Origin of the sequence: Glaciimonas immobilis (assembly GCF_011947285.1) — a bacterium.
GTDB classification, from domain to species: domain Bacteria; phylum Pseudomonadota; class Gammaproteobacteria; order Burkholderiales; family Burkholderiaceae_D; genus Glaciimonas; species Glaciimonas immobilis.
In genome coordinates this window covers 355,652-381,437 of the sequence record NZ_JAAOZT010000007.1, presented here as the reverse complement: position 1 = coordinate 381,437, position 25,786 = coordinate 355,652, and the positions used below count along the sequence as shown (strand labels likewise).

Genomic DNA, 25,786 nt, shown 5'->3' with positions numbered 1-25,786 from the left:
AATAATACTTACTTCTTTTTAGCCGGAATAAACAAATCCGTAATCGTCCCTAAACCCATTTCCGCTGCAAACATCGGCGTCTCGGATAGCGTAGGATGCGCATGGATCGTCAGCGCAAGATCCTCAAGATCCGCGCCCATTTCCATCGCCAGCACCGTCTCTGCTAACAATTCACCCGCATTCACGCCTACGATACCGGCACCGATAATGCGCTTGGTCTTTGGATCCCATAACAATTTTGTCATGCCATCATCACGCCCCATTGCCAGTGCGCGACCGCTGGCGGCCCATGGAAAATTAGCTTTTTCGTAGGGAATACCCTTGGCCTTGGCTTCTAGTTCCGTCAAACCCATCCAGGCAATTTCCGGGTCGGTGTAGGCGACTGACGGAATCGTCATCGCGTCAAACGCCACCTTGTGCCCGCCAATAACTTCGGCTGCGACTTTGGCTTCGTTGGTGGCTTTATGCGCTAGCATCGGTTCACCGCACACATCCCCGATTGCAAAAATATGGGCAACGTTGGTGCGTTGCTGTTTATCGGCTGGGATGTAACCGCGGTCATTGACGATGACGCCCGCCTTTTCCGCTGCAAATTCTTTGCCGTTAGGGCGACGACCAACTGCGACTAGTACCATGTCAAACAATTGTGGTTCTGTCGGCGCAGTAGTGTTGCCATCCGCACCTTCAAAAGTGGCGCGCAAGCCTTCTGGCAACGCCTCCAGCTTGGTGACTTTGGTTTTTAAATAGATCGCGGCATAACGTTTTTCAATCCGCTTTTGTAGTGGCTTGACCAAGTCGCGATCAGCGGCAGGAATCAGGCCATCGGCAAATTCTACGACGGTCACTTTAGAGCCCAGTGCATCATACACACAAGCCATTTCCAAACCAATAATACCGCCACCAATGACTAACAACGTCTTTGGAATCTGGCTCAGTTGCAGCGCACCGGTTGAGTCGATCAGGCGCGGATCATCGTAAGGAAATCCGGGTATCTTTGCGACTGACGATCCGGCGGCAATGATCGCGTTTTTGAACGCTACAACTTTCGGACCTTCTGCTGTTTGGACGACGATAGTATTGGCGGAACTGAACTCGCCCTTGCCTGAGACTACTTGTACTTTGCGTGCTTTGGATAAGCCGGTCAGGCCACCGGTCAGCTTTTTGATGATGCTTTCTTTCCAACCGCGCAATGCATCGATATCGATTTCCGGCGCTGACATCTTGACCCCAAAATGGGCCATTTCTTCTGCTTCAGTAATAACCTTGGCAGCGTGCAACAATGCTTTCGATGGAATGCAGCCAACGTTAAGACAAACACCGCCGAGATCAGCGTAGCGTTCAATCAGCACGACTTTTTGACCCAAATCGGCTGCCCTGAAAGCCGCGGTGTATCCGCCTGGACCAGCGCCGAGAACGACTGTGTCGCATTCAATATCGGCATTACCTGAAAAGCTTGCTGATGCTGGCGCACTTGTAGGAGCCGGTGCCGCGGCAGCAGCGGGAGCCGTCGGTGCCGTGGAAGCCGGCACGGAGGCTGCCGCAGGTGCGGCCGCAGGACTAGGGCCAGCACCGCTCGCTTCCACTGTCAAAATAATAGATCCTTCGGCGATTTTTTCGCCAACTTTGACCTTTAGTTCTTTGACTACACCGGCGTGGCTTGATGGAATCTCCATGCTGGCCTTGTCGGATTCAACGGTGATGAGCGACTGATCCACCTTAACGGTATCGCCTACTTTGACCAGTAATTCGATGATTTCAACTTCCTTGAAGTCGCCGATATCCGGGACCTTGACTTCGACCATACTCATAAAGATTGCTCCATTATTTTGTCTGCCCACGTGGGGATTGGGTGGTGTCACTTCGCACTATTTTTAGCCGGGCGTTCTCTGAATCTGCTACGCAGACAAAGCAATTAATCCACCATCGAAAAACTATGAATCCGTACCGGCGCCGCCGAACTTTTATCAAACTCTACGCCAGCCTGCACCCCAATCTCGGCAATCTCATGCGCGCTAAGATCCTGATCATAGACCGCGTACATTCCGCCTAATGCAAAATTTCGGCCGCTTCCGATACCCCAAAAACGTTCAAAACTGAACACTTCCCGATAAGAATAAATCCCAAAAATACCGGAAGGATTAGCGATTAGTGCAGTGATCTGGGATGACTCATACGGATCATCTTCGTCTTCTTTGGTATTCAAAAAATACTGATCTTTCAGTATTGTATGAATACGCGAGAAAGTTTCGAAAATGTCTTCTCGGTTATCGAGCTTGCAATCGTCTCCCATTGCCAGCATCAGCTTGCGCATCACAGGAAAATGCGCCGCAGTCCCAGCCATGGTGATAAACGACTCTCCGACCTGAAAGATTTTATTGTTGACTTCATAGGCATGCGATAGACGCGTATCACCGAATGTCATCAGAGAATCGGAAGCTATTGCAATCTGGTTATTTTTCTTAACAACAACACAGGTAGTCATGTCTGTTCTCCAACTGAAAAGCCCATCAGGGCGAGCGGACAACGCGCCGCTGTTGCAGTCTCGTCATCCGCTCACTGTCACCGTGCCTGCTAAGTAAATAGACGGTGAATACCCGTACTCAACCTATCGTACTGACCCTCTGGTACTGCCCCTTTCCTACTAAACTTCTCGTACTAAACTTCTCGTACTAATTTTTCATACTAAACTTTTTACAACAATGTTTTACGCATATCCGCCAGCACTTCTGCCAGATACACGCTAAAGCGTGCGCCCATCGCGCCGTCTACCACCCGATGATCGTAAGACAACGACATCGGCATCATCAACCGCGGCATAAATTGTTTGCCATCCCACACCGGTTTGATAGCCGCCTTGGACAAGCCCAGAATTGCCACTTCCGGTGCATTAATGATTGGTGTAAATGCGGTCCCACCGATTCCCCCCAGAGAGGAGATGGTGAAGCTGGCACCTTGCATATCGGGGCCTTTTAATTTGCCATCACGGGCTTGCGCTGACAAATCGCCCATCTCCTGTGCGATCTGCGCAATGCCTTTTTGATCAGCATTTTTGATGACGGGAACGACCAGACCGTTGGGTGTGTCTGCGGCAAAACCGATGTTGTAATACTGCTTCAGTATCAGATTTTCTCCCGCTCCGTCCAGCGATGCATTGAACGCAGGGAATTTCTTCAGGGCCGCGATGCTGGCCTTGATAACAAACGCAAGCATGGTGAGTTTGACGCTGGATTTGGACTTCGCATAGGAGGCGTTAGCGTCTTTGCGGAACTCTTCCAGCTCAGTCACGTCCGCCTCATCAAATTGTGTCACATGTGGAATCATGACCCAGTTGCGATGCAGATTAGGACCGCTGATTTTCTTGATGCGCGACAGAGGCAGCAATTCGGTGGTGCCGAATTTAGCGAAGTCGAGTGATGGCCATGGCAACAATTCTAGTCCGATGCCGCTGCCTTTTTTAGCTGCACTGGTAGCACCCTCCGGTTGAGCGATCGCGTTGGCGACGACACCCTTGACGTAATTTTGTATGTCGTCCAGAACAATCCGTGCCTTGGGACCCGTGCCGGTTACACGGCTCAGCTCTACGCCGAGTTCTCGCGCAAATTTACGTACCGATGGCGATGCATGCGGGACGGCGCCACCCGAAGTCGCTTGCGCTGAAGCGGTCGGTGCGGATACCGCTGCAGGTGCTGCTGCTGGAGCCGCCGGTGCCGCATTCATGACTGGCGCTGCGGCTAGCGCACTCACCGGTGCTGCTGCCACCGCTGCGGGTGCCGCGCCGGCTGTTTCCACTACCAAAATGAGCGAACCTTCGCTGACTTTATCGCCCACTTTGATTTTTACTTCCTTAACAACACCAGCCTGAGTCGATGGAATTTCCATGCTGGCTTTGTCGGTTTCCAGCGTCGCCAGCGATTGATCGATCTTGATCGTATCGCCAACCTTGACCATTACTTCGATGACTTCCACGTCTTTAACGTCGCCGATATCCGGTATGTTGACGTTGACCAGTCCGGCCGGGACTGCAGCAGGAGCGGGAGCAGCCGGTGCTGCGGCGATAGCTGGTGCTGGTGCTGGTGCCGCTGGTGCCGCTGGTGCCGCGGCAACCGGTGCGGCAGTAGCGCCTTCAGCTTCCAGGATCAGGATGAGCGAGCCTTCACTGACTTTATCGCCCACTTTGAGTTTCAATTCTTTCACGACGCCCGCCTGAGTCGACGGGATTTCCATGCTGGCCTTGTCAGTCTCCAGCGTCGCAAGCGACTGGTCGATCTTGATCGTATCGCCGACCTTGACCATTACTTCGATGACTTCCACGTCTTTGACGTCGCCGATATCCGGTACTTTTATTTCCACCATACTCATCGCTTAACTCCATTCGTTCTACTCGCTGCTCATCGCGCCACGCTCTATGGAGCGTGACCGTGCGATGCATACGAGTTAATTTGTAGTTTGGTATTCCACACTAGCATGCAGAGGACGCTCAGTCGCAAGATCAGGCGCAGCGGTTAAGCTGCCACCTGACCTTACCATTGCGCTACCGTCTGCAGGCGCGCAGGAAGTGCTTATTGTGTGACCGGATTAAGCTTTTCTGGATTAATACCATACTTGGTAATGGCTTCAGCAACTACCGTGGCTTTGATCTTACCTTCATCGGCGAGTGCTTTCAATGCGGAAATCACGACAAAGTAGCGATTTACCTCAAAAAATTCACGTAGTTTGGCGCGGGTATCGGAACGACCGAAACCATCAGTGCCCAACACCTTGTAAGTACGACCATTTGGCACAAACGCGCGGACTTGCTCTGCATAGGTGCGCATATAGTCGGTCGACACAATAATCGGGCCGCTGGTGTCTTGCAGACATGCAGTGATGTGTGCCACGCGTGGTGCATCGGTAGGGTGCAGCATGTTCCAACGCTCAATATCCTGACCGTCGCGGGCCAGCAGTGTGAACGACGGTGCTGACCAGACGTCGGCGTCAATGCCCCAGTCTTGTTCCAGCAAAGCGGCACCTTCGATGACTTCGCGCAAAATGGTGCCGGAACCCATCAGCTGAACGCGCTGCTTGTTATTCTTTCCACCTTCTTGCAACAGATACAGGCCCTTGATGATGCCTTCTTCGCTGCCCGGCTTCAGACCTGGGTGGCTATAGTTTTCATTCATTAGCGTCAGGTAGTAAAACACGTCTTCCTGATTGGTCACCATGCGACGCAAACCATCATGCATGATGACTGCTACTTCGTGCGAGAAGGTCGGATCGTAAGGTACGCAATTGGGAATCGTCGACGCAATGATATGGCTATGACCGTCTTCGTGCTGCAGGCCTTCGCCGTTCAATGTCGTACGTCCCGCAGTGCCGCCGATCAAAAAGCCACGTGCACGCATATCGCCCGCCGCCCACGCCAGATCGCCGATACGCTGGAAACCGAACATTGAGTAGTAAGTGTAGAACGGGATCATGACGCGATTATTGGTCGAGTAAGAAGTCGCCGCGGCGATCCATGAGCTCATGCCACCGGCTTCATTAATACCTTCTTGCAGAATCTGACCGGCTTTATCTTCCCGGTAATACATGACCTGATCTTTATCGACCGGCTCGTAGAGCTGACCAACCTGGCTGAAAATACCGATTTGACGAAACAGGCCTTCCATACCGAAGGTACGGGACTCATCGACCATAATCGGCACGATACGCTGACCCAGACTAGGATCGCGTAACAATGTTGTCAACATCCGCACATAGGCTTGCGTCGTCGATATTTCACGACCGGCGGCGGTTGGCTCCAACACTGCCTTAAACGTTTCCAACGGTGGCACGATCAACTCTTCGTCTGCCTTCATGCGACGTTGCGGCAAAAATCCGCCTAACGCCTTGCGGCGCTCGTGCAGATAAATCATTTCTGGCGTGTCGTCGGCTGGCTTGAAGAACGGCACGTCGGCCAGCTGATCGTCGGGGATCGGCAGCTGGAAGCGGTCGCGCATTGCCTTGATCGCTTCATCGTCCAGCTTCTTGGTGTTATGTGCCGTGTTGCGTGCTTCGCCTGATTTGCCGAAACCGTAGCCCTTAATACTCTTGACCAGTAATACTGTCGGCTGACCTTTGTGCTCTTGCGCAACTTTGAAAGCGGCGTAAATCTTGTGAGGGTCATGACCACCGCGGGTCAGATGCCAGATGTCATCGTCGGACATTTTGCTGACAAGTTCCAGCAATTTAGGGTGTTTACCGAAGAAGTTCTTACGCACGAACGCGCCATCTTTAGCTTTGTAGTTCTGGTATTCGCCATCGACGGTATCCATCATGACCTGTTGCAGGATACCTTCTTTGTCGCGGGCCAGCAGATCGTCCCAACCAGCACCCCAAATGACTTTAACCACGTTCCAGCCAGCGCCACGGAAATCGGATTCGAGTTCCTGAATAATCTTGCCATTACCGCGCACAGGGCCGTCTAGACGCTGCAGATTACAGTTGACGACGATGACCAGATTATCCAGTTTTTCGCGACCGGCCATACCGATGGCACCCATCGATTCCGGTTCGTCCATTTCACCATCTCCGCAGAATGCCCAGACCTTACGGTTGGCTGTATCGGCAATGCTGCGCGCATGCAAATATTTTAAGAAACGCGCTTGATAGATCGCCATTAGCGGTCCTAAACCCATCGATACCGTTGGAAACTGCCAGAAATTCGGCATCAGTTTTGGATGCGGATACGATGACAAGCCCTTACCATCGACTTCGCGACGGAAATGGAGCATTTGCTCTTCGGTTAAACGTCCTTCGAGGTACGCACGTGCATACACGCCGGGCGATGAATGGCCTTGAATGTATAGCAGATCGCCGCCGTGGTTCTCGGACGGCGCATGCCAAAAATGGTTAAAGCCGATACCCAGCATGTTTGCCAGCGATGCAAAACTTGACAAATGACCGCCCAGATCGCCATCCAGACGATTGGCTTTGACCACCATCGCCATCGCGTTCCAGCGCATCCATGAGCGCAAACGCTCTTCGATCTCAAGATTGCCCGGACAATGCTCGCCAAGATGCGCGGGAATAGTATTGACGTAGGCAGTGTTGCTTGAAAAAGGTACCTGTGCGCCCCGACGACGTGCCAGATCCAGCATGCGCTCCATCAGATAATGCGCCCGTTCAGGCCCTTCAGTTTCAATGACGGCTTCAAGCGCGTCCAACCATTCTTTGGTTTCGATGACATCGGGATCGTTGGTGGCTTGCGCCAAAACCTGATCGAACTGAGCTGACATATGGAGTCTCCTGAGTTAATTAAGTGCTTTGCACCGATATCTTATGGTATCGGATGAAGGCCGGGCTTTGCATCAATCTGGTGTCGGACCTACCCAAAATCCCCTGCGGCGTTGTGCCTTACCCAGCACCTTGCGCCTCCCGGCTAAGTTGGACCGGTACTAGCATATGCGTTCGGCGATAGCGTTGATAGGCGTTGCGGGACGGTTTTGCGTAAATCCTGTGATAAAAAATACAATCTACATACATTAAATATAAGCGATGCCGGAATTCTAACAGAGACCTTTTACACTTTCAAATGGTGATATTCATTTTCATAATATGAAATTTTGCGGCGTGGCAGCATAATTTTTATTAAAAAAATACTTTTTGCAGAAGTGTAGAGTGGCTGTATAGGCAATATAAGTAAAAAATAGACAAAAAAAATCGTGATGCATTGCAACAATGCGACCACGAAACGGTATTTTCATTTATAAATTAATTACAAAATACAACTAAAAGTGCAAAGTGGTCAAAATTAACAGGCCCACGAAATCAAAAAACCACCCGACAGTCACCTTGTTTACTTTCTCGAACAATGCGATCCGCTAATGAATTCTAAACAGGCGTCGCGCAAGCCAGGTGTATTTCACATATTATTAATGTGCCTTAGGGGCTTTTGAATTAGTCTCACTTTTTTTGGCGCCAATACGGCTTTCCTTACCTGCAAGCAAATTTCCAATGTTCTTCGCATGCCGATAAACCAACAACACGCTCATCACCACTATCATTAGCAAAATGATGTCCGGACCTTTTAGCAAGGTATAAAAAAATGGCGCAAATAAACAGGTAACGAGCGCCGCTAACGACGAATACCGGAAAGCGTACGCAATGATTCCCCAGGTTGCCAGCGCGCCCAGACCCAGCCACGGGTTGATGCCAATCAGCACGCCAAACATTGTTGCTACACCTTTGCCGCCTACAAAACGAAAAAATATCGGCCACAAATGGCCCAAAAATACAGCGATAGCAACCAGAGCAATTCCGCCGTCGTCGATCCCAAATTGCGGGCCGAATTTCTGAGCTAACCAGACCGCTATCCAACCCTTAAAGCCATCGCCTATCAAGGTCACGATTGCGGCCACTTTATTGCCACTGCGAAGTACGTTGGTCGCGCCGGGATTTTTTGATCCATAAGTGCGGGGGTCGCCTAGCCCGAACAATTTACTGACCACGACTGCAAACGAGATTGAACCAATCAAATAAGCGGCGACTGCAAATAAAACAATATTCATGCTTTTTCTTTCTCCTAATTCGTATTAAGCGAAGCGGTATGGCGCGGCTTTCAGTAATCTGTAATGGGTTCTGACATTGTTATGAACGCATTGCATTCGCCTGCTTGATCAAACATACAGGCGTTGCATTCGGTGTCTTAGTAAAACTTTGGCTAAAACATCACGCATCCTTCAGCGCGCATACCACTGGCTGCGCGGCAAGGTGATGGGTAGTGATATGGGGCGCGATGCCGATCAGAAATCCGCGTCGTCCGCCATTAATATATATAACCGGCAACTGCAAAATACTTTGCTCGATATAAACGGGCATAGTTTTACGCGTGCCAAATGGAGACGTTCCCCCAATCATATAGCCGGAATGACGCTGCGCAACCTCGGGCTTGCACGGCTCCACCAACTTACATCCGATTTGCCGGGCCAGATTTTTAGTTGAAACCTTGCAGTCCCCATGCATCAAAACGATTAGAGGCCGCGCGCCTTCGTCCTGCATGATTAGCGTTTTCACCACCGAATGTTCATCAACCCCCAAGGCCAGTGCCGACGACGCAGTGCCACCACGCTCTTCATAAGGATAGGGATGCTCTGAGAAAGACAGGCCGCGCTGACGCAAGAACTGCGTGGCGGGAGTTTCTGATACATGTTCTTTTTTGGCCATAGTGATTAAAGGACTAAAAGCGCAAAAATGGCCCGAACAACAACTCGGACCATCGAATAATGACAAGTGCGAAGGGGACTAGATTGACCATGGTTCCTGCGAAATTGAATCCGTCTGAAGAAGTCATTAGTCCGACCTGATCCAGATTACGACGCTGCTATTGATCCTGGCGTAGCATCCGGCGGTGTATCGGCCGCTGTTTCGGAATCCTCGTCCGACTCATCAGCGATTAACTCGCCGGTAACCTCGTCGACAGTACCCTTGTCGGCTTTGCGCTTTAGCTTTTCTTCTTTTTTCTTTTTCTTCTCAAGCTCTTTTTGACGCTTTTCGTACTGAAAATTTGTTTTTGCCAATTTGGCCCCCTTAAGTAATTGCCATTAACTGCTATAAATGCTGTTGATGCCGTTAAATAGACTGTGTCTAGTAGCCACAGGATACAGTAGAAACAAATGCCATGAAGCAGAATTCCGCCTGAACGCCTCTACAGGTGCCCGATCGGGATGTGCGGCATGGGCGGATTACAAGCCTGCAATCCGCACCAATAATTAGCCACTATCAAAACCACCGACCAACGACCAGGTGAAAGTTGACCTACTTCACGATCATAACGCCAACAGAGGACCAAGCGGAGTGACAGTCACGGATGTAATCAAACCCTATGAATCCAACGCTATGAATCAAACATTTATGGATCAAACCCCTATGAATCACCCCCCTCGGGGATGATGTTCGGTATGTAATTTTTTCAATCGTTCGCGTGCCACGTGGGTATATATTTGCGTAGTGGAAATATCTGTATGTCCTAACAACAGTTGCACTACGCGCAAGTCCGCACCATGGTTGAGCAAATGCGTGGCAAAAGCATGGCGTAAAGTATGTGGCGACAAAGGCGCGTATATTTCCGCTTGGCGCGCATTTTTCTTAATTAGCGTCCAAAACATTTGCCGAGTCATAGGACCACCGCGCGCAGTCACAAATAAAGCGTCATTGATCTGACCCGATAAAATCACCGCCCGCGCCCGCGCCAGATAACGCACGATCCACGAGCGTGCCTCCTCCCCAAACGGTACCAGTCGCGTCTTGTCCCCTTTACCGGTAATACGAAGAACGCCTTCGTTCATGCCTACTTCGACCGTTTTCAGCAGGACTAACTCTGATACGCGCAATCCGCTCGCGTACATGAGTTCGAGCATTGTCCGGTCGCGCAGGCCTAACGGAGTATTGACGTCAGGGGCCGCCAGCAGCGCTTCAACTTGCAATTCTGACAACGTATCTATGTTTCTTGGCCGTGTCTTAGCAGCGCGCAAAGCAAGACAAGGGTCCGCAGAGATGAGATTCTGACGCAGCGCCAACATGTAAAACCGCCGGAACACTGACAAACGTCGATTTGATGACGTAACTTTGCTTTGATGGTCGCGCTCGCTTTGCTCCTCTTGACTTAACACCTGTTGCTGGGCGGAGACCAGAAGTTGGCTGTCGTCCTGTTCGTCGCTTGTATTGACGGTTTTGCCGGTGGTATCGTTTTTACTTTTCGCGGCCAGATAGTTTTTCAAGTCTTCGGCTTTGACCGTCAACACCGAATTTTTCCCCTCCGCTTGCAGCCACAACCCAAACAACGTCATATCGCGTCGATAAGCCTCTAACGAGTTTTTCGCCAACCCGTCTTCTAGCCAGAGCGTATCGCAAAATGTATCGATCGCGCTTTGGTTCCCCGGGTTTAGCCGCCCCTTTTCAGCGGGGGTTTTAAAGGGTTCATTCAGCGTCTGGCTTGACGTTGCTTTTTCGGCAGCGCCTTGTAGTGGATTAAGCACTGCGATCACATTGAAACTCCTTCGTGCTGCAATAACCAGCGTTTTACGCCTATATGAAACCCATCAATAGCATTATGACTGGCAAAGCCCCCAAGACCGCCAGCGGCCGTCACCCGGTGGCACGGAATCACTAGTGGAAACAAGTTAGCGCCGCATGCCTGTCCCACCGCCCGCGGTGCCGACTGCACCAAGCGGGCCACCTCTCCGTAAGTAAGCACGTCACCACGTGGGATTTCAGCAATTTGCGACCAGACTTTTCGTTGAAATACGGTCCCGGCACGGAATAATGGCAAATCAAAACGGAAATTGGGATCAAGAAAATAGGCGAGTATTTGCCGCGTAGCCTTCGCTGCCAACGCATCTGCGGGATCCTGCGGGGCAAATGAATCGGGCAAAAAGACCAGTTCGCCTATCGCTGCGCCCTGCACCCGAATCCCGACTGCACCAAAGGGGGCAGCCACAATGCCAGAAAATGGTGCGACGAAAATCGGCGTAGACAATGAATGATCAGAATTTTTTTTCATGTACTCGGGTCAAGCCCAGAGTCAAGTGGTCATCACTTATGCTCTTTTTGGGCTCTTGTTATTTGCTCGCTATGTTACAAATATAAGCGACTATCACTCTACACCACCTCCACCGCAAGGTGTAGCTGGTATAGAGTGAATTCATAAAGTGTACGTTTATGAAACGATCCGATTTGGAACACATAGCATGCGTGACAATCCAAATTATGGCAGCTGCACCAACAAAAGGCAGGGGGGACAAAGGAAAACGAACAATAAAAAAGGCGCATCTCACGATGCGCCCCAAATACGTCTACATGCATTCCCGGCCGTTTAAACGGCTTCATTTGAAACGCACTATCTCCTCAGTATCCCCGGTATCAATACCGTTTTTATGCACCACCACCTATATTCAATTCTGTCCCAAAGTCGGACATATTTTACCGCTTCGCACCCATTTGGGGCTAAAGGGCAAAATTCAATGGGTGACGAACTTTAACAGGACTTAACTAGATTTTACAAATAATTTTAACGAATCAATGCACCCTCATTAGATAGTTTTAACCTAACTCGCTACAAGAACTAAGTTTTTATCCAAATTTTTTTCCGCCAGGAAATTACTTTCCGATAAGAATATCAGAATTTTTTAGCGATGATTTGCGGTTGAGATATTTAATCGTAAGTTGCGCTCTTTTAGCGACTTATATTGCCAAATAGCATTATTGGTTGACGCATGCCAATACCTACCACAGACCGCTCTAAATTGGCAGGATCTTTATAAATATGCTAATCAATTTGCGCACCGAGTGTTTCAAGGTGGACTGCATCGATCAATTCTTTGCCGATCCGTGCTTCCATTCCCTTTTGTATGGGTAAAAGGGCCGCCTTCCATGCGGCACCTTCATCGTCATTTAGATAATAAATGGCAGTTTTACCCGTTTTTTTGATTCTGGCGAGCGCAGCGGTGTTTTCGTCTTGTGCGATTTTGTTTCCGTATTTGGTGGCTTCTGCCATAGCCTGCGTTAAAGCGGCGCGGATGTCCCACGGCAAACCATCCCAAAACTTTTTATTAACAATGACGACGTAGCCAAGATATCCATGGTTTGAGACAGTGATATTTTTTTGGACTTCGTACATTTTTTGCGTGTACAAATTAGAAGGAGGATTCTCTGTCCCATCCACCGCCCCAGTCTTCAAGGCCTCGACCACGTCAGAAAAAGCCAGCGCCTGCGGATACGCTCCTAGCGCACGCATTTGGACATCCAGTACCTTGGATGACTGAACACGCATTTTTAACATTTTGAAATCGCTGGGCAGGTGCAATGGCTTATTCGCGGACATCACCTTAAAACCGTTGTCCCAATATGCCAGACCGATGATTCCCCGCGATTCCAACTTGTTAAAAAGCTTTTTGCCAATCGGGCCCTCAGTCACCCGATGTACAGCCTGCAAATCAGGAAAAATATAGGGTAAATCAAATACCTCAAACTCCTTCATCCCCAATGGACCGAATTTTGCCAGGGACGGCGCCAGCATTTGCACCACGCCTAGCTGTAACGCCTCAAGCTCTTCCTTATCTTTATATAACGTGCTGTTGGAATATAACTCGACCCTGACACGTCCATTGGTGGCCTTTTCTGCCAATTCTTTAAAGCGTTGCGCGGCCTTGCCTTTAGGCGCATCACTGGCCACCACGTGACTGAACTTAAGAACAATGGTTTGTTGTGCGAAGGCGTTTTCACCAACCATAAGCAACCCACACGCGACTAAAGCTATGATTACTTTTACGGCAAAAGGTGTTTGTTTCATGCTTATCCGATGATCGCCAAATGCGTTATTTGCCTGATGTGGCGGCAGTGTGCACAAGCCTGACGGCGCTCACAAGTGTGGATAACCGCATTGGACGGCAAAAGGGCCTGCCCCGCGCTTTGCATGTTCTTGGCGGTCAGGGTTAGTGATGCCGAAAACGACACTTATAAGATGTCGGCGAAGAAACTGCCCAAACCAGCGCCGCTACTATTCACGTATCAAAAATAATACAAAACCCTTGCGATCAGCGAGGCTCGGCTACACTAGTCGCTCTCGCTAATACTCATCACGCACACCTACGCAGCAAGAACGCGTTAAGTTGTCACTATTTTTCCTTATGCCTCAAACACCATTACAGCGGCTCTCCACTCTCACCGCCCCGGGAAAGCAACGCAGTTGGCGATGGCTGATTCCGATTTTTTTGGTGCTGTTATTTCTGGCCGTATTATTTTGGCTTCCATGGCAATCGCGGCAAATGGAGGCCAGCGACAAGCAGGATCAGCTCATCGCCGATACGCTATGGGTTGAGCAGGCGATCACTTTTCAGCTAAATCGCGATGCTGAAAGCGTGCGCCTGATCGCCAGCGAGATCACTTCAAACCATCTTCTTGCAGGCGATTTTATCGACCGGCTAAGGCCATTGTTAAAAAATAGTAGGGAACTGCGCAAAATCACCTGGCTTGATGCCGATAATCAAATTGTTGCGTCGACCGAGGGCTTGGGAAGCACAAGTCAAGACTATATTGCGCAAGCAGTTAAATCAGCGCAACAAGTAAAAGACGCCAAAATTCCCCAATTTGCGCCACCGTACAAGTTGATCGACACGGCCAATGCGACCTACCTCGACTATAGCGTGCCGCTATATGACGAGCGCGACGGCAATCAGAGGCATCGGTACCTTGGCAGCCTGGTCAGCACCTACTCTGTCGGCGCAATTCTCGATGAACTGGTCCCATGGTGGTTTGCGCAGGATAATGAAATCTCTATCACCGATAGCGATGAGGTCACGATCGCCAAACGCGCATCTGGCGGACGCGGCCACGATGTCTATACCCAACGTCGCCCGCTTGATTTGCCCGGCCTCTCGCTAATATTACGCACCAATAGTACTAAGAGCGCACCCAAATTCTTGCCCAATTTACTGGTCGGCTCGGTCATCGCGTTATCGCTTGGCCTGTTGTGGAGTTTGCTCGCGTTATGGCGCGATATTCACCGCCGCCTGGCCGCAGAAGACGCGCTGCGCCAGCAAGTGGCTTTTCGTACCGCTATGGAAAACTCGCTGGTCACCGGATTGCGCGCGCGCGATTTGCAAGGTCGCGTGACCTACGTTAATCCCGCTTTCTGCGCCATGGTCGGGCTGGGCGCAGACCAACTGGTCGGCAAACTCCCGCCGATGCCCTACTGGGCACCCGAAGGACTCGAAGAGTTTCAGGAACGCTTCACCAAGGTGCTGGAGGGCGAAGTCACGCCGCAATTTGAAACCGTCTTTTTGCGCGCCAACGGCGAACGGTTTCCGGTACTGGTATTCGAGTCCGCCCTGGTGGACGCGCAAGGCCAGCAAACCGGCTGGATGGGATCGATACTGGACATTTCCGAACCACGCCGCGCCGAGGAAATGCATCGCAAACAGCAAGAAAAGCTGCAATCCAGCGCGCGTCTCGCCAGCATGGGTGAAATCGCGTCCACGCTGGCGCATGAGCTCAATCAACCGCTTGCTGCGATTTCCAGCTATACGACCGGCGCGATTAATATGCTCGAAGCGGGGACTATCAACGCCCCGCAACTCAAACTGGCGTTAGGCAAAGTCAACACGCAGGCCCAGCGCGCCGGCCAGATTATTCGCAGCGTGCACGAGTTTGTTAAAAAGCGTGAATCGATTCGGGAACCTTTAGCAATTCTGACGTTGGTGGATAACATCATGCCTTTAGTAGAATTGCAGGCGCAGGCGTTTAACGTCGCCGTCCGGGTTGAGATTTCGCCAGCACTGCCGTGGATATCGGGCGACCGTATGATGCTGGAGCAAGTGCTGCTAAACCTGACCAGAAACGCGATAGAGTCAATGTCGGAAAATCCCGCCAACCGACGCATTCTGCGCATCAACGCCGCCGCGCTCGGCCTTGACACTGAATCGCCGCACGTCATGGTCTCGGTCATCGATCAGGGACATGGCATCCCGGAAGCCGTTGCGGTAGGCCTGTTCTCGCCGTTCTACTCGACCAAAGCCGATGGCATGGGCATGGGGCTCAATATTTGTCGCACGGCCATTGAGTTTCATGGCGGCACGCTCAGCCACACCGACAATGGCGGGGGCGGTACAATCTTTCAGTTTTCGTTGCCCGCAAACGTTTTACACAGCCAGCGAGCAACTATTAAGGATTAACTAATTCAGGATTAACTATTAACGTTTACCGACGCCTGTATTTTGCCGCAAAATCCGCCTTAACGCTCACCATCGGACCGCCATGTTGCACATCATTGACGACGAAGAAGTCATCCGGGACGCCTTAAGCTGGCTAGCCCAATCACGTGCCATCCCCGCGCTGTGCTATCCCAGCGGGCAACATTTTCTGGACTCGCTTGATCTATGCGCTGGCGATCTGGCCAGTCAAAAAAACGACGCGCAAGCCGCAGAAGGCGATTGCTTGCTGCTCGATGTCCGCATGCCAGGAATGAGCGGGGTCGCGCTATTCGATATCCTATCGGCGCGCAAATTAACGCAGCGTTTTCCCGTCATTTTTCTCACCGGGCACGGTGATGTGCCGATGGCAGTCGATACCCTCAAGCGCGGCGCGTTTGACTTTTTTGAAAAACCGTTCAACGACAATAAGCTGATGGACCGCGTGCAAGAAGCGCTACTCTCATCCCGCGTTGCCATGGGACGCAGGATTATCGATAGCCGCCTCAACAGCTTATCTACCCGCGAACGGGCCGTGCTGGATTTGATCCTGATCGGCAAAATGAACAAAGTCATCGCCGATCAACTCGGCATCAGCATGCGCACGGTAGAAGTCCACCGCGCGCATATCTTTGACAAAATGCATGTTAAAACGGCGGTTGAACTTGCGCGGTTGCTGGATTAAGGCGATTCCACGCAAGGATTGGGATCAAGATTAAATTCGCGATGCCAAGCTTCTGAGTCACTACGATTTTTAATGCCGGGTTTTCTTACCATGCAAGTCAAAGTGCGGCGCGGCCAGCATTCCTGACGCTGGCGTCAATGACGCACCGGACGATTGCGCCGCATGCATTTCCGCGATTTCTCCCCCCAAGGCCGCCGCATCGCTGTGCTTTAAATGGTAATCCATCACATACTTTGCCATCAGCCATGGGCTTAATATCAACCCTTTAGATGACGGCGTTACGGGATTTTTTTCCAACTGATCGGAGGTCGTGGCGGCGGTTTTTTGCTGATCAGGATCATGCGTATGATCCGCCATCGCCGCGCCCATTCCTTGTGCGCCGTTCGCCCGTTGGGCGACCTGGATAGCGTGTGCCGCCGCCTCCGCGGCCCGCTGCGCGACCAACGGTCTGACGTTCTTGGAACACGTAAACCAGTTGTCATAATCAGGCTTCTCAGGTGCCTTGCGCTTCGGAAAATACGTCTCCGCAATCAGGTTGCCTTCGGTCTTCGGCTGATTACCACGCGGATAATACATATTGTTCTCGTCCATATAAACCGGCGTGCCGTCATGGGTACGCAGGCCATCGTAATGGAATGCCGGGTTGGCAGCTGGTGCAACGTTTGCAGCGCCGACAGCCTCCGCACCCTGCGCAGCAGTAACAAGTTTATCCGCAGCACCCTGTTGCGCGGTCACTTCATTGTCACCAGTGGCGGTGATATCCCCAACGCCAGCCACCGCCGACCGCGTAACCTGTTGTAAGTCCGCACTCTCCGCCAACTGAATCGGATACGCCGCCAGTAATTGCTCAGAAGTCAACGTTACTCCATCGGCAAACTCAAAAGCATCCAACTGGTAATCTTTACTGAAAAAATAATTTTTTACCGTCACGCTGTCGGCAGTCCCGTATTCCAGCACCAGATCATCGCCAAGCCATTTCACTGCGGTCAATCCGGTGGAAGCCACGTCGTAAAACATCAAACCATCGCAGCGTTGTGCGGATGAATCGTTATTGAAAATAGTGTCATGACCGGAGCCGGTGCGTAGCAGGTAGGTATCGTTGCCGGTGCCGCCTTCCAGATAATCATTGCCTACGTCACCATAGAGGAGATCATCGCCCGCGCCGCCGGTCAACTTGTCGTTGCCTGCGCCGCCCGACAGCTGATCATCGCCGGCGTCACCATCAATTACATCATTGCCAGCGCCTGCAAAAATTCTGTCATTGCCAGCACCGGCATGAATTGTTTCAGATGCAGCCGTAAAACGAAGGTCGTCGTCATCGTCCGTTAATTGGATTGGATAGGTTGCCAGCAACTGCACACCGGTCAACGTCTTGCCATCGGCAAACCGGAATTCATTAATTTGATAGACCGCGCTGCTAAAATAATGACTGATTGTGATGCTGTCACCATTACCATAATCCACAATCAGATCATCGTCGACACATCGCAGACCGTTCAATGCATCGGCATTAACGTCGGTAAAAACAATGACATCGGTACGACCTCCGCCATCGTCATCGGTGCCGTAATCTTCGTTGCAGATGGTGTCCTGACCGTCACCGGTGCTGAACTGATAGGTATCGTTACCGCGACTCCCGTCCAGGTAGTCATCTCCTATTCCGCCGGTCAGCACGTCATTGCCCCTACCGCCATCAAGGAAATCGTCTCCCGCATCGCCGTCTATCACGTCATCGCCGCCACCGCCATTAATGATATCAGTTCCAATACCGGCATGAATCGTTTCTGACACATCGGTAAAATTTTTATGCCCAGGATTCCCCAAGACGATCGGATACGCCGCCAGTAACTCTGTAGCGGTTAGCGTCTTGCCATCGGCAAACCGGAACTGAATTTGACAGGTCTCCCTGGGAAAATAATAACTGAACGTGATGCTGTCGCCATTGCCATAATCCACAATCAGATCGTCGTTGACCCGCCGCAGGCCCTTCACGGCATCGGCACGAACATCGGTAAATACAACCTCGACAATCCGACTATAGCTGACGGTGTCCTGTCCGTCGCCAGTACTGAACTGATAGATGTTGTCACCGGCACCGCCATCAAGCGTATCGTTCCCTTTGCCGCCGGTCAGGATGTCGTTACCGTCACCGCCGTCAAGTTTGTCATTTCCCATCCCGCCGGACAACATATCATCGCCTGTATCGCCATAAAGGACATCGTCTCCCGCATCACCATCTATCACGTCATCGCCGCCCTTGCCATAAATGGCGTCATTACCAGTACCGGCATGAATGGTTTCTGACGCGTCGGTAAATGTCTTTCTCCCGGCATTCAGCAAGACGATCGGATACGCTACCAATAACTCTGTACCGGTCAACGTCTTGCCATCAGCGAAACGAAACTGATTAATTTGAAAGGTCTGGCTATTAAAATAATGACTGATCGTGATGCTGTCACCATCGCCATAATCCACAATCAGATCGTCGTCGATACGGCGCAGACCTTTCAATGCATCGGCATGAACGTCGGTCGCGTCTGCAATAATAGTGAACCATAAACCGATTCCTGCAACACCTCATAGGCCTGGTTGAGGCTGTCGATTTGTTCGGGATACATAACGACGGTAATGCTGCCGGGCTGACCGTTTTTACCTTCGATCATCCTGAAGCCGTTGTGGCTCCCGCCCGTCAAATTTTGCATCGTAAAATAATATTGCCCGTTGAACGCTTCCAGAATATGGAGTTTCTTTTCCCACGCGGCAACGAGGGCGCGACCGGCATCATCATCGGTGATGGCCTGACCGCCGAGGGATTCCACGGCGCTGTGACGACTTCATCTATTTTGACAAAGTCTTTTCCTATTTTTTTTGCAATCGTATATTGCACGTCGAAGCGATACGCTATAGTGCGATGTGCCGTAAAAAGAACAATAAATGGCACTGGGTCTTTGATATAGATGAGTTGTCCATCCGCTGCCTGAAAGATGTAGTACGTACTTAAATCTTTCGGTTCGTCGGGATTACCCATTTGATACATGCGATAAATGCCCTGTTGCCCTATCCGATACTGCAATCCAAGGCGCGCAGGATTAAAGCGATCTATCGCGTAATGTTCCAAATTTTTTGCGTAATTCTCACTGGAGCGATCAGATGCTTTCGTAGGGCTCAAATATATTGTTATCTCATCGTCTTCCGGCGCTTTTCCTGGCCTTATCGGTTCCATACTCGGATAATGAAATGAAAAAGTGATCCGGTCTTTATCAGCAGTACTTGGTTTGTATTTGACAGGCAAAGTAAACGTCGCTTTCCCATCTTTTGAGTGCAGTTGTTTCACCGAGTCGTCCTTACTGTAATGACCGACTAAAAAAATGTCGCCACCATATAAAAAATGCACAGTATAAAAAGCGGTACTGCCATCAATAAAATAGAAAAAGTACGCAGCCAGAATTGTTTGCTTTTCGTCATGCAGCGACCCTTCTGATTAGTAGGTTTAATGCCCCATCACGTCGGTAAATCGGGGCGCGTTAAAATATTTTCTGAATTCGAAAAAATATTGTGGGTTTTGAGCAACACTTACCCCATTTACACGCTTTTCCATGGAATCGGTCTTCCGTTCGGACTGATCAAAATGCGTAGAAAACACAGTCAAAGAATTAATATAAATATTAAATTTTATTTTAAAGAAAACGATATTCATTCGAACTTTTGATCAGCATTATTTTCTTGACGTTCCAATCTGCTGATCGTTACTGTTGCGGTGCTAAGGCAGAAAAATAATAAAAATAACGCATGAGAGAAAAAATAAAATAAATTGCTTTCTACGAGTGAAGGTAGCGAAAAGTAAGCACCGTCACCGTAAGGTATTAATAGAAGAAGCACGCCCAAACATATCCACCAGATTCTCTTCAAACAATTAAAATAATTTTTATCATCCGCGCCTTCTTTTATTTTTCTGTAGAAATTCCCTGCGCGTGAAAATCTGTCTTTGCTGATCGCAACCATCGATAAAATCGTTCCGAAAAATACGAACGCTATGGCATAAATTATTTCGACAGGAAACCAGTCGGTAGAATTTCTTACAAAAAATGCTAAGTAGAATAGGCAGCAAGGTCCTATAAGAATGCACGGCCCTCCGATGTCGCGAATTGCTTTTTCAACGAATATTTTTATAGTCATCACATCGGGTCCTTAAAGGTTATTTCTGTACGTATCGTCATGTGTCGTCTCCTTTGAGGACGAGTAGATGACAAACTTAGGCAAAGCGATACATTGGCAACTTTGTCGACGTTGCAAAAATATCTGCCTTTTTCTTTCAGTATTAATTATTGCAGCTTGATTTGATTTTCGATATTTCCTTGTGGTATAGCGCAGGCCGCTATACCAAACGTCATCGACTATTTGGCCCCGTCAATCAAAACGTTCTTCACGCAGCAACGGAATAAACTTTATAAATCCAAGGAATGCGCATACAACGCCATACGTCAGCATTGTAATTATCATGAATCTCACCAATGAAAGTTGCGGTTCTGCCTCACCGCTGATTGAAAGCAACGCTAAAATCGCACCGCCTACTATTACCGTCAGCGTAAATTCTTTTACGAGCAGGGGGAGGCGTATCTCCAGGTCTCCTAAAATAATAGCGGTTCCCAGGAGGGTACTTTCAGTTTTAAAGTGGCTCAATAATTTGAATATTTTTATTGGAATAGCTAACACAACAGAAAACACTAAAACTTTGTTTGAGGCATGGTCATCAATATTCAAAAAAGTCGTCCCCCAACCTCCAATGATATAAATTTCTTCCTGAAAAAAATTCCATGCAATCAGATCAATAAAAATAAAGATTAACAAAAACGATCCGATTCTTTTATTTGGCACTAATATTTCTCCGTCTGAAGTTGAGCAAATTGACTTAAAAAAAGACACGAAACATGCTCGCTAAGCTTCTCTAAGTAGGCCCTTAGAGCGAGTTGAGTTTGAGTAACCGTTCACGTTCTGCGTCAAATATTGCTGCAATGAATATCAGCTATTCCTTCGGGACGCCACGCGTGGTTGTGTGTTGATTAATTAAGCTCGTTACAACATCATCAATTTCACGAAAATTTCTTCCTACCGATTTGACGATGGTGTATTCCACAACGAAGCGATCTTTAATTGTTCTATGCGCCCTGTACATTGCGGCTATCGGGGCGGGGTCTGTGATCGTTACCGTCTGCCCATCCGCTGCCTGAAAGCTGTAAGTCGTTCTTAACAAACGCGGGATATCGGGATCGCCTTGTTGATAGGTGCGATACAAGCCTTGCTGACCTGTCTGATAAACCCGTCCAGGATGATCGGGATCGAAATGTTGGAGCGCGTTGTCGCGCAGGGAGGCAGGTGCTGTGATCCATGGCAAATTGTTGGAATCAAGCGGACGCAAATAAATTCTGATTTGATCTTCGGCGTGAATTTTACCCGGCGCTATCGACTGCATCCCGGGATAATGGAAAGCAAAAGTAATCATGTCCTCGCTGGAATCGTTGTACAGGTAGTTGGATGGCAAAGTAAATGTGGCGCGGCCATCCGTTGTGTGAAGCTGCTTCATCGGATCATGCCTGCCGCAAGCAGTGAGAATAAAAGCCGCCGTAGTAATCACCGTGGTAATCAACAATACCCTGAGATATAAGCGCTTTGGTGATCGCCTGTTTTGTAGTTTATGGAGGATTGTGGAGGATGGTGGTTTTACCGCAGAACTCTTGCGCCCCCTGCTTGCGGGGGTAGGTATATTCACGTTGGCCAACAAAAATAAATTCAAGTTAATATTTGGTCGTGATCGTGCGTTGTGTAGTTCTGTCATCGGTTATCTCAATAGAATTTTGGAGGGAAGCGGAGAGTCGTCGATGACTCTGGAATCACAATCAGATCTTTGTCTTTTTAATGTTTGGGCCGCCATCAAGCGGGACAAACTTATCTTTTTTATTTGCTTGCCATCAACCGTACAGCACGAATTTTAAAATAGATACCAGACAATTCTATTTCTCGCCGAGACTTTTCTATATTTTTTGAATTTGTCATTTTGCGTGTCGCGCTTGCGCAATTTAAGGTATGTAGGCGGACACCCGAAGCCCGCGCCACGGTCTTATCTCTCGCGTCCAGATTCTTGCAGGGTCTTTTTTACAGGCGATAATAAATACTCCCATACCGTGCGCCTGCCCTGATGTATTTCGGCAACGACCTGCATGCCCGCGGTCATGTGTAAACGGTTACCTTGCGGTCCAACCAGACTTTGGTCGGACAATTTTATCCGCGCTTTATAAGTTGACGTGACGCTGTTGCTGTCGTCATTGGCATTGCCACCTTCGCTGGCGTTGTTATTGCGCCGCTCGGCCTCGGCTGCGTCTGCACTGATGCGCGTTACCTTGCCGGTCAACATGCCGTATTTTTGAAATGGATAAGTGGCGAGTTTGATTTGCGCGGTTTGTCCTACTTGTACAAAGCCGACGTCTTCATTTTTTACCGACACATCGGCGTAGAGTTGTTCGTCTTGCGGCACCAGCGTCATGATGACGGTTCCGGGCTGCACCACTGCGCCGACGGTAGTGGTGGCGAGGTCATTAATGACGCCATCCTGAGGAGCGCGTAATGCCATCAGGCTTTGCTTGTAGGTGGACTTATCCAGTGTCGGCTGCAACTGCGACAAGCGCGCACGGATATCGGCGAGTTCAGTTTGCAGGTCGGCGTGATAGGCGTGGCGTAATTGCTTGATGCGTTGTTGTTGCGCGGCGATGGTGGCGTTCAGGGACGCGACGATAGACCGTCCGTTAATTGCGGCACATCATCACTGCGATTGCCAGGATCAATCGGAAGGTGTTCCATCCCATTGGCGGTAAGCGACAAAATGGCGTCGACCTTAAGTCCTTTGGGCAAACCATGGGTGATAAAAACCATGGTGATCTGGCCCTTCAGACTATTAATGGTAGCGGCAAATTTTTCCGTGGTGTCAACGTCAAGGGCGCTGGTGGCCTCGTCGAAAATGAGAATTTTAGGTTGCTTTAATAAGGCGCGGGCAATGGCGATCCGTTGCTTTTGCCCACCCGAGAGGCCAGCGCCACGCTCGCCGATTTCGGTCTGATAGCCTTGCGGCAACGCGTCTATCACGTCGTGAATTTCGGCCATTTTGCAGGCCCTGGCGATCCGTTCAAAATTGGCACCAGGACAGGCCATCAGCAAGTTATCGTAAATGGTGCCGGAAAAAAGTGTCGTTTCTTGCGGCACGACGCCCATGTAACAGCGCAGTTCATTGGAAGAAAGATAGCGGATATCGACGCCGTCGACGAGTACACGGCCAGCGCTAGGTTGGTAGAATCCTTGCAGCACTTTAGCCAAAGTACTTTTGCCGCACCCGGACGGCCCCATGATGCAGATCGTTTGTCCCGGGGGAATGGCAACGGACACATTTTGGTAAACCAGCGGCAAATGATCTGCGTAGCGAAAAGCGATCTCCTCTATTTGAATAAAGCCATGACGGTCCGTGTCGCGCGCCGGAATGACTGAATAAGGTTCAGCCACCGCATTCATCAAATCGCCTAGCCTTGCTACCGACAACCTGGCTTGCTGAAATTGTTGCCATAGACCGACCAGTCGCAACATCGGTTGGGATAGTTTGCCTGCAAACATCTGGAACGCGACCAGCATGCCAATAGTGAATTCTTTGGAGTGCATCACGGTATATGCACCGATGCCCAGAATCAGCAGGCTGAGCAAATGTTCAAGGAAATTGGCTGCGCTGTTATAGGTGTTGGCGAGTTGTTTGGTAGAGAACCCGGCTTGCAGATAGCTGGCAAGATAGTCGCTGTATTTACTGTTGAGTTGCGGTTCCAGTTGCAATGATTTAACTGTTTCTAGCCCGGATACATATTCGGTCAAAAAAGCCTGATTGCGCGCTCCCATCTGAAACTGTTGTTGCAACCGGGTCTGAAACATCGGTGCAACGATCAGGCTGAGGCCTGCAATCAGTAGCAGAATGGCCAGTACAATCAGCGTCAACATCACGCTGTAATGAAACATTATGGCCACAAAAATCAACAGAAACGGCAGATCGAGTATGAGCGTTACGGCTGCACCGGCAATGGACTCACGGTTAATCTCCACCCCGTGCAGGCGCGCCGCAATGACGCCGGTGGGACGATGCTGAAAATATACCGGCGGTAGCTTAAACAGGTGCTCAAATACCGATGCGCCCAACACCGCATCGACCCGGTTGCCAGTGTGTAAAACCAGATATTGCCGCAGCCACGACAGGATCGCCGAGAACAACATAAAAATGGCCATGCCGATGGCAATCACAATCAGCGTGCTCTCGGTGCGATGCACAACGACCTTGTCGATGATTGTTTGCGTAAACAATGGCGTGGCGAGGGCTATCAGTTGAATCACTAACGAGGCCAGCAGGATTTCTTGCCAGAATTTTTTGTGCTTCAGTAGCTCGGGAATAAACCAACGAAATCCAAATGACCGCGCTTGTCGCGCCTCAGCCTCGCTATCGATGTCCTGACCTGCGTCTTCTTGGGCGATCACACGGGTGAGATAGCCCTGATAACGATCAGTGAAATCCGCGTGCGATAGCGTTTGGGGTGCCATTTCACGATGTTGCAGAAGTACGATATGGCGTGCATCGGCGTGCATGATCAGCGCCGGTAGCAGATGCAGATTTTCCGCTGTCTGGTCTGGCAAGGCAATTGCCCCTGCAGAGCTAGGCACTGAAGGCGTGGTGATAAGGTCGCCGTCAATCGCAGAGGCACGCAGCGCTGGTTTCTCCGGGTATCCTCCCGTGTCCACGACGGGGTATTCTTCGGCGTCTTTGGTATCTATAGTCTGGCTATCCACCACTGATGCTGCATCTTCTTGCGGAGGAGGCTTTGGTCCTAACCAGGCGACTGCGGGAAAAGTTTCTTTCTCAAGCTGGTCGGTCGCACATGGACTTAATTCGGCATTGAATCCGTATGCCATGACTGCGCCAGTCAACGATTGAACGGTATGCGGTGCCGCTAATTGTTGCGTTGCCAATTCCATCGAAAACGGCTTGCGGTGCAGTTCGCAGACACTTTCTAAAGCCCAGAAAAACGCATGGGTATCGACCTTCTTATTGCGCATCGATTGCGGCTCTCTTTATATATCTGTGCGTCAGTACGATCTCTATTTTGTTCGTCTGCAAAATCTGAAGCGTTGCACGAAGCCATACTGACGCGCTCGGCCATCACTTGACCATCGCTTGGCCATCTCGCTGCAATCATGTCGCGATTATTAAAGTGTCTTCCAAATTGTGTATTTATTTGTATTAGTCGTGGGTAATTCTACAAAATGTGCAGGTCAATTAATAGGAGATTTTTCTCTAAATGGCACAGATAAATCTATATATCACTCA

General features: G+C 50.0%; 20 protein-coding genes. 3 read left to right on the top strand and 17 right to left on the bottom strand.

Annotation, left to right across the window (positions count from 1 at the left end):
* Positions 1-8 precede the first annotated feature (8 nt).
* From lpdA to HAV38_RS13490, 10 genes are all read right to left on the bottom strand, one after another.
* Positions 9-1,808 carry a dihydrolipoyl dehydrogenase gene (gene lpdA / locus HAV38_RS13535; protein WP_168055906.1) on the bottom strand — a complete coding sequence of 600 codons (1,800 nt, stop codon included), beginning with the start codon at positions 1,806-1,808 and terminating at the stop codon, positions 9-11.
* Positions 1,809-1,912: 104 nt separating this feature from the next.
* Complete coding sequence (locus tag HAV38_RS13530; RefSeq protein ID WP_168055905.1) at positions 1,913-2,482, bottom strand: Ntn hydrolase family protein; 570 nt, start codon at positions 2,480-2,482, stop codon at positions 1,913-1,915.
* Positions 2,483-2,691: 209 nt separating this feature from the next.
* A complete protein-coding gene (gene aceF / locus HAV38_RS13525) occupies positions 2,692-4,359 on the bottom strand; it encodes a dihydrolipoyllysine-residue acetyltransferase (protein WP_168055904.1) in 1,668 nt (555 codons plus the stop codon).
* Positions 4,360-4,559: 200 nt separating this feature from the next.
* On the bottom strand, positions 4,560-7,256 hold the full coding sequence (gene aceE, locus HAV38_RS13520) for a pyruvate dehydrogenase (acetyl-transferring), homodimeric type (RefSeq protein WP_168055903.1): 2,697 nt from the start codon (positions 7,254-7,256) through the stop codon (positions 4,560-4,562).
* Between the two features lie 636 nt (positions 7,257-7,892).
* Positions 7,893-8,528, bottom strand: a complete 636-nt coding sequence (plsY, locus tag HAV38_RS13515; protein WP_168055902.1) for a glycerol-3-phosphate 1-O-acyltransferase PlsY — start codon at positions 8,526-8,528, stop codon at positions 7,893-7,895.
* 160 nt (positions 8,529-8,688) lie between these two features.
* On the bottom strand, positions 8,689-9,183 hold the full coding sequence (locus HAV38_RS13510) for an aminoacyl-tRNA deacylase (RefSeq protein WP_168055901.1): 495 nt from the start codon (positions 9,181-9,183) through the stop codon (positions 8,689-8,691).
* A 146-nt stretch (positions 9,184-9,329) separates the two neighbouring features.
* The gene (locus HAV38_RS13505; RefSeq protein WP_168055900.1) at positions 9,330-9,536 is read right to left on the bottom strand and encodes a hypothetical protein; all 207 of its coding nucleotides are present in this window, start codon (positions 9,534-9,536) and stop codon (positions 9,330-9,332) included.
* A 354-nt stretch (positions 9,537-9,890) separates the two neighbouring features.
* Positions 9,891-11,003 (bottom strand): site-specific tyrosine recombinase XerD, encoded by a 1,113-nt coding sequence (locus HAV38_RS21660; protein ID WP_168055899.1) that lies wholly within the window; start codon positions 11,001-11,003, stop codon positions 9,891-9,893.
* Positions 11,000-11,518 carry a methylated-DNA--[protein]-cysteine S-methyltransferase gene (locus HAV38_RS13495; RefSeq protein ID WP_168055898.1) on the bottom strand — a complete coding sequence of 173 codons (519 nt, stop codon included), beginning with the start codon at positions 11,516-11,518 and terminating at the stop codon, positions 11,000-11,002. Before HAV38_RS13495 ends, HAV38_RS21660 begins: the two co-directional genes overlap by 4 nt.
* A 765-nt stretch (positions 11,519-12,283) precedes the next feature.
* The gene (locus HAV38_RS13490; RefSeq protein ID WP_245182365.1) at positions 12,284-13,246 is read right to left on the bottom strand and encodes a TRAP transporter substrate-binding protein; all 963 of its coding nucleotides are present in this window, start codon (positions 13,244-13,246) and stop codon (positions 12,284-12,286) included.
* Positions 13,247-13,643: 397 nt separating this feature from the next.
* On the opposite strand from HAV38_RS13490, the gene HAV38_RS13485 reads away from it, so the two are divergent.
* The gene (locus tag HAV38_RS13485) at positions 13,644-15,686 is read left to right on the top strand and encodes a sensor histidine kinase (protein ID WP_168055896.1); all 2,043 of its coding nucleotides are present in this window, start codon (positions 13,644-13,646) and stop codon (positions 15,684-15,686) included.
* 82 nt (positions 15,687-15,768) lie between these two features.
* Positions 15,769-16,386 carry a response regulator transcription factor gene (locus HAV38_RS13480; RefSeq protein ID WP_168055895.1) on the top strand — a complete coding sequence of 206 codons (618 nt, stop codon included), beginning with the start codon at positions 15,769-15,771 and terminating at the stop codon, positions 16,384-16,386.
* Positions 16,387-16,455: 69 nt separating this feature from the next.
* On the opposite strand, the gene HAV38_RS13475 is transcribed toward HAV38_RS13480, so the two are convergent.
* From HAV38_RS13475 to HAV38_RS13450, 5 genes are all read right to left on the bottom strand, one after another.
* On the bottom strand, positions 16,456-18,897 hold the full coding sequence (locus HAV38_RS13475; RefSeq protein ID WP_168055894.1) for a calcium-binding protein: 2,442 nt from the start codon (positions 18,895-18,897) through the stop codon (positions 16,456-16,458).
* The gene (locus HAV38_RS21650; RefSeq protein WP_184013420.1) at positions 18,894-19,205 is read right to left on the bottom strand and encodes a hypothetical protein; all 312 of its coding nucleotides are present in this window, start codon (positions 19,203-19,205) and stop codon (positions 18,894-18,896) included. Before HAV38_RS21650 ends, HAV38_RS13475 begins: the two co-directional genes overlap by 4 nt.
* An 874-nt stretch (positions 19,206-20,079) precedes the next feature.
* A complete protein-coding gene (locus tag HAV38_RS13460; protein WP_168055891.1) occupies positions 20,080-20,562 on the bottom strand; it encodes a hypothetical protein in 483 nt (160 codons plus the stop codon).
* 231 nt (positions 20,563-20,793) lie between these two features.
* Positions 20,794-21,261: a hypothetical protein gene (locus HAV38_RS13455; RefSeq protein ID WP_168055890.1), complete on the bottom strand. Its 468-nt coding sequence runs from the start codon at positions 21,259-21,261 to the stop codon at positions 20,794-20,796.
* Positions 21,262-21,409: 148 nt separating this feature from the next.
* Positions 21,410-21,967, bottom strand: a complete 558-nt coding sequence (locus tag HAV38_RS13450; RefSeq protein ID WP_168055889.1) for a hypothetical protein — start codon at positions 21,965-21,967, stop codon at positions 21,410-21,412.
* 22 nt (positions 21,968-21,989) lie between these two features.
* Between HAV38_RS13450 and HAV38_RS13445 the strand changes: the two genes are divergently transcribed.
* Positions 21,990-22,376 carry a hypothetical protein gene (locus tag HAV38_RS13445; protein ID WP_168055888.1) on the top strand — a complete coding sequence of 129 codons (387 nt, stop codon included), beginning with the start codon at positions 21,990-21,992 and terminating at the stop codon, positions 22,374-22,376.
* Between the two features lie 125 nt (positions 22,377-22,501).
* Here the strand turns inward: HAV38_RS13445 and HAV38_RS13440 are convergent, their stop codons facing one another.
* Positions 22,502-23,062, bottom strand: coding sequence for a beta-barrel domain-containing protein (locus tag HAV38_RS13440; RefSeq protein ID WP_483413862.1), 561 nt, complete (start codon positions 23,060-23,062; stop codon positions 22,502-22,504).
* 95 nt (positions 23,063-23,157) lie between these two features.
* A complete protein-coding gene (locus HAV38_RS13435; protein WP_245182354.1) occupies positions 23,158-25,515 on the bottom strand; it encodes a peptidase domain-containing ABC transporter in 2,358 nt (785 codons plus the stop codon).
* Between the last annotated feature and the right edge of the window lie 271 nt (positions 25,516-25,786).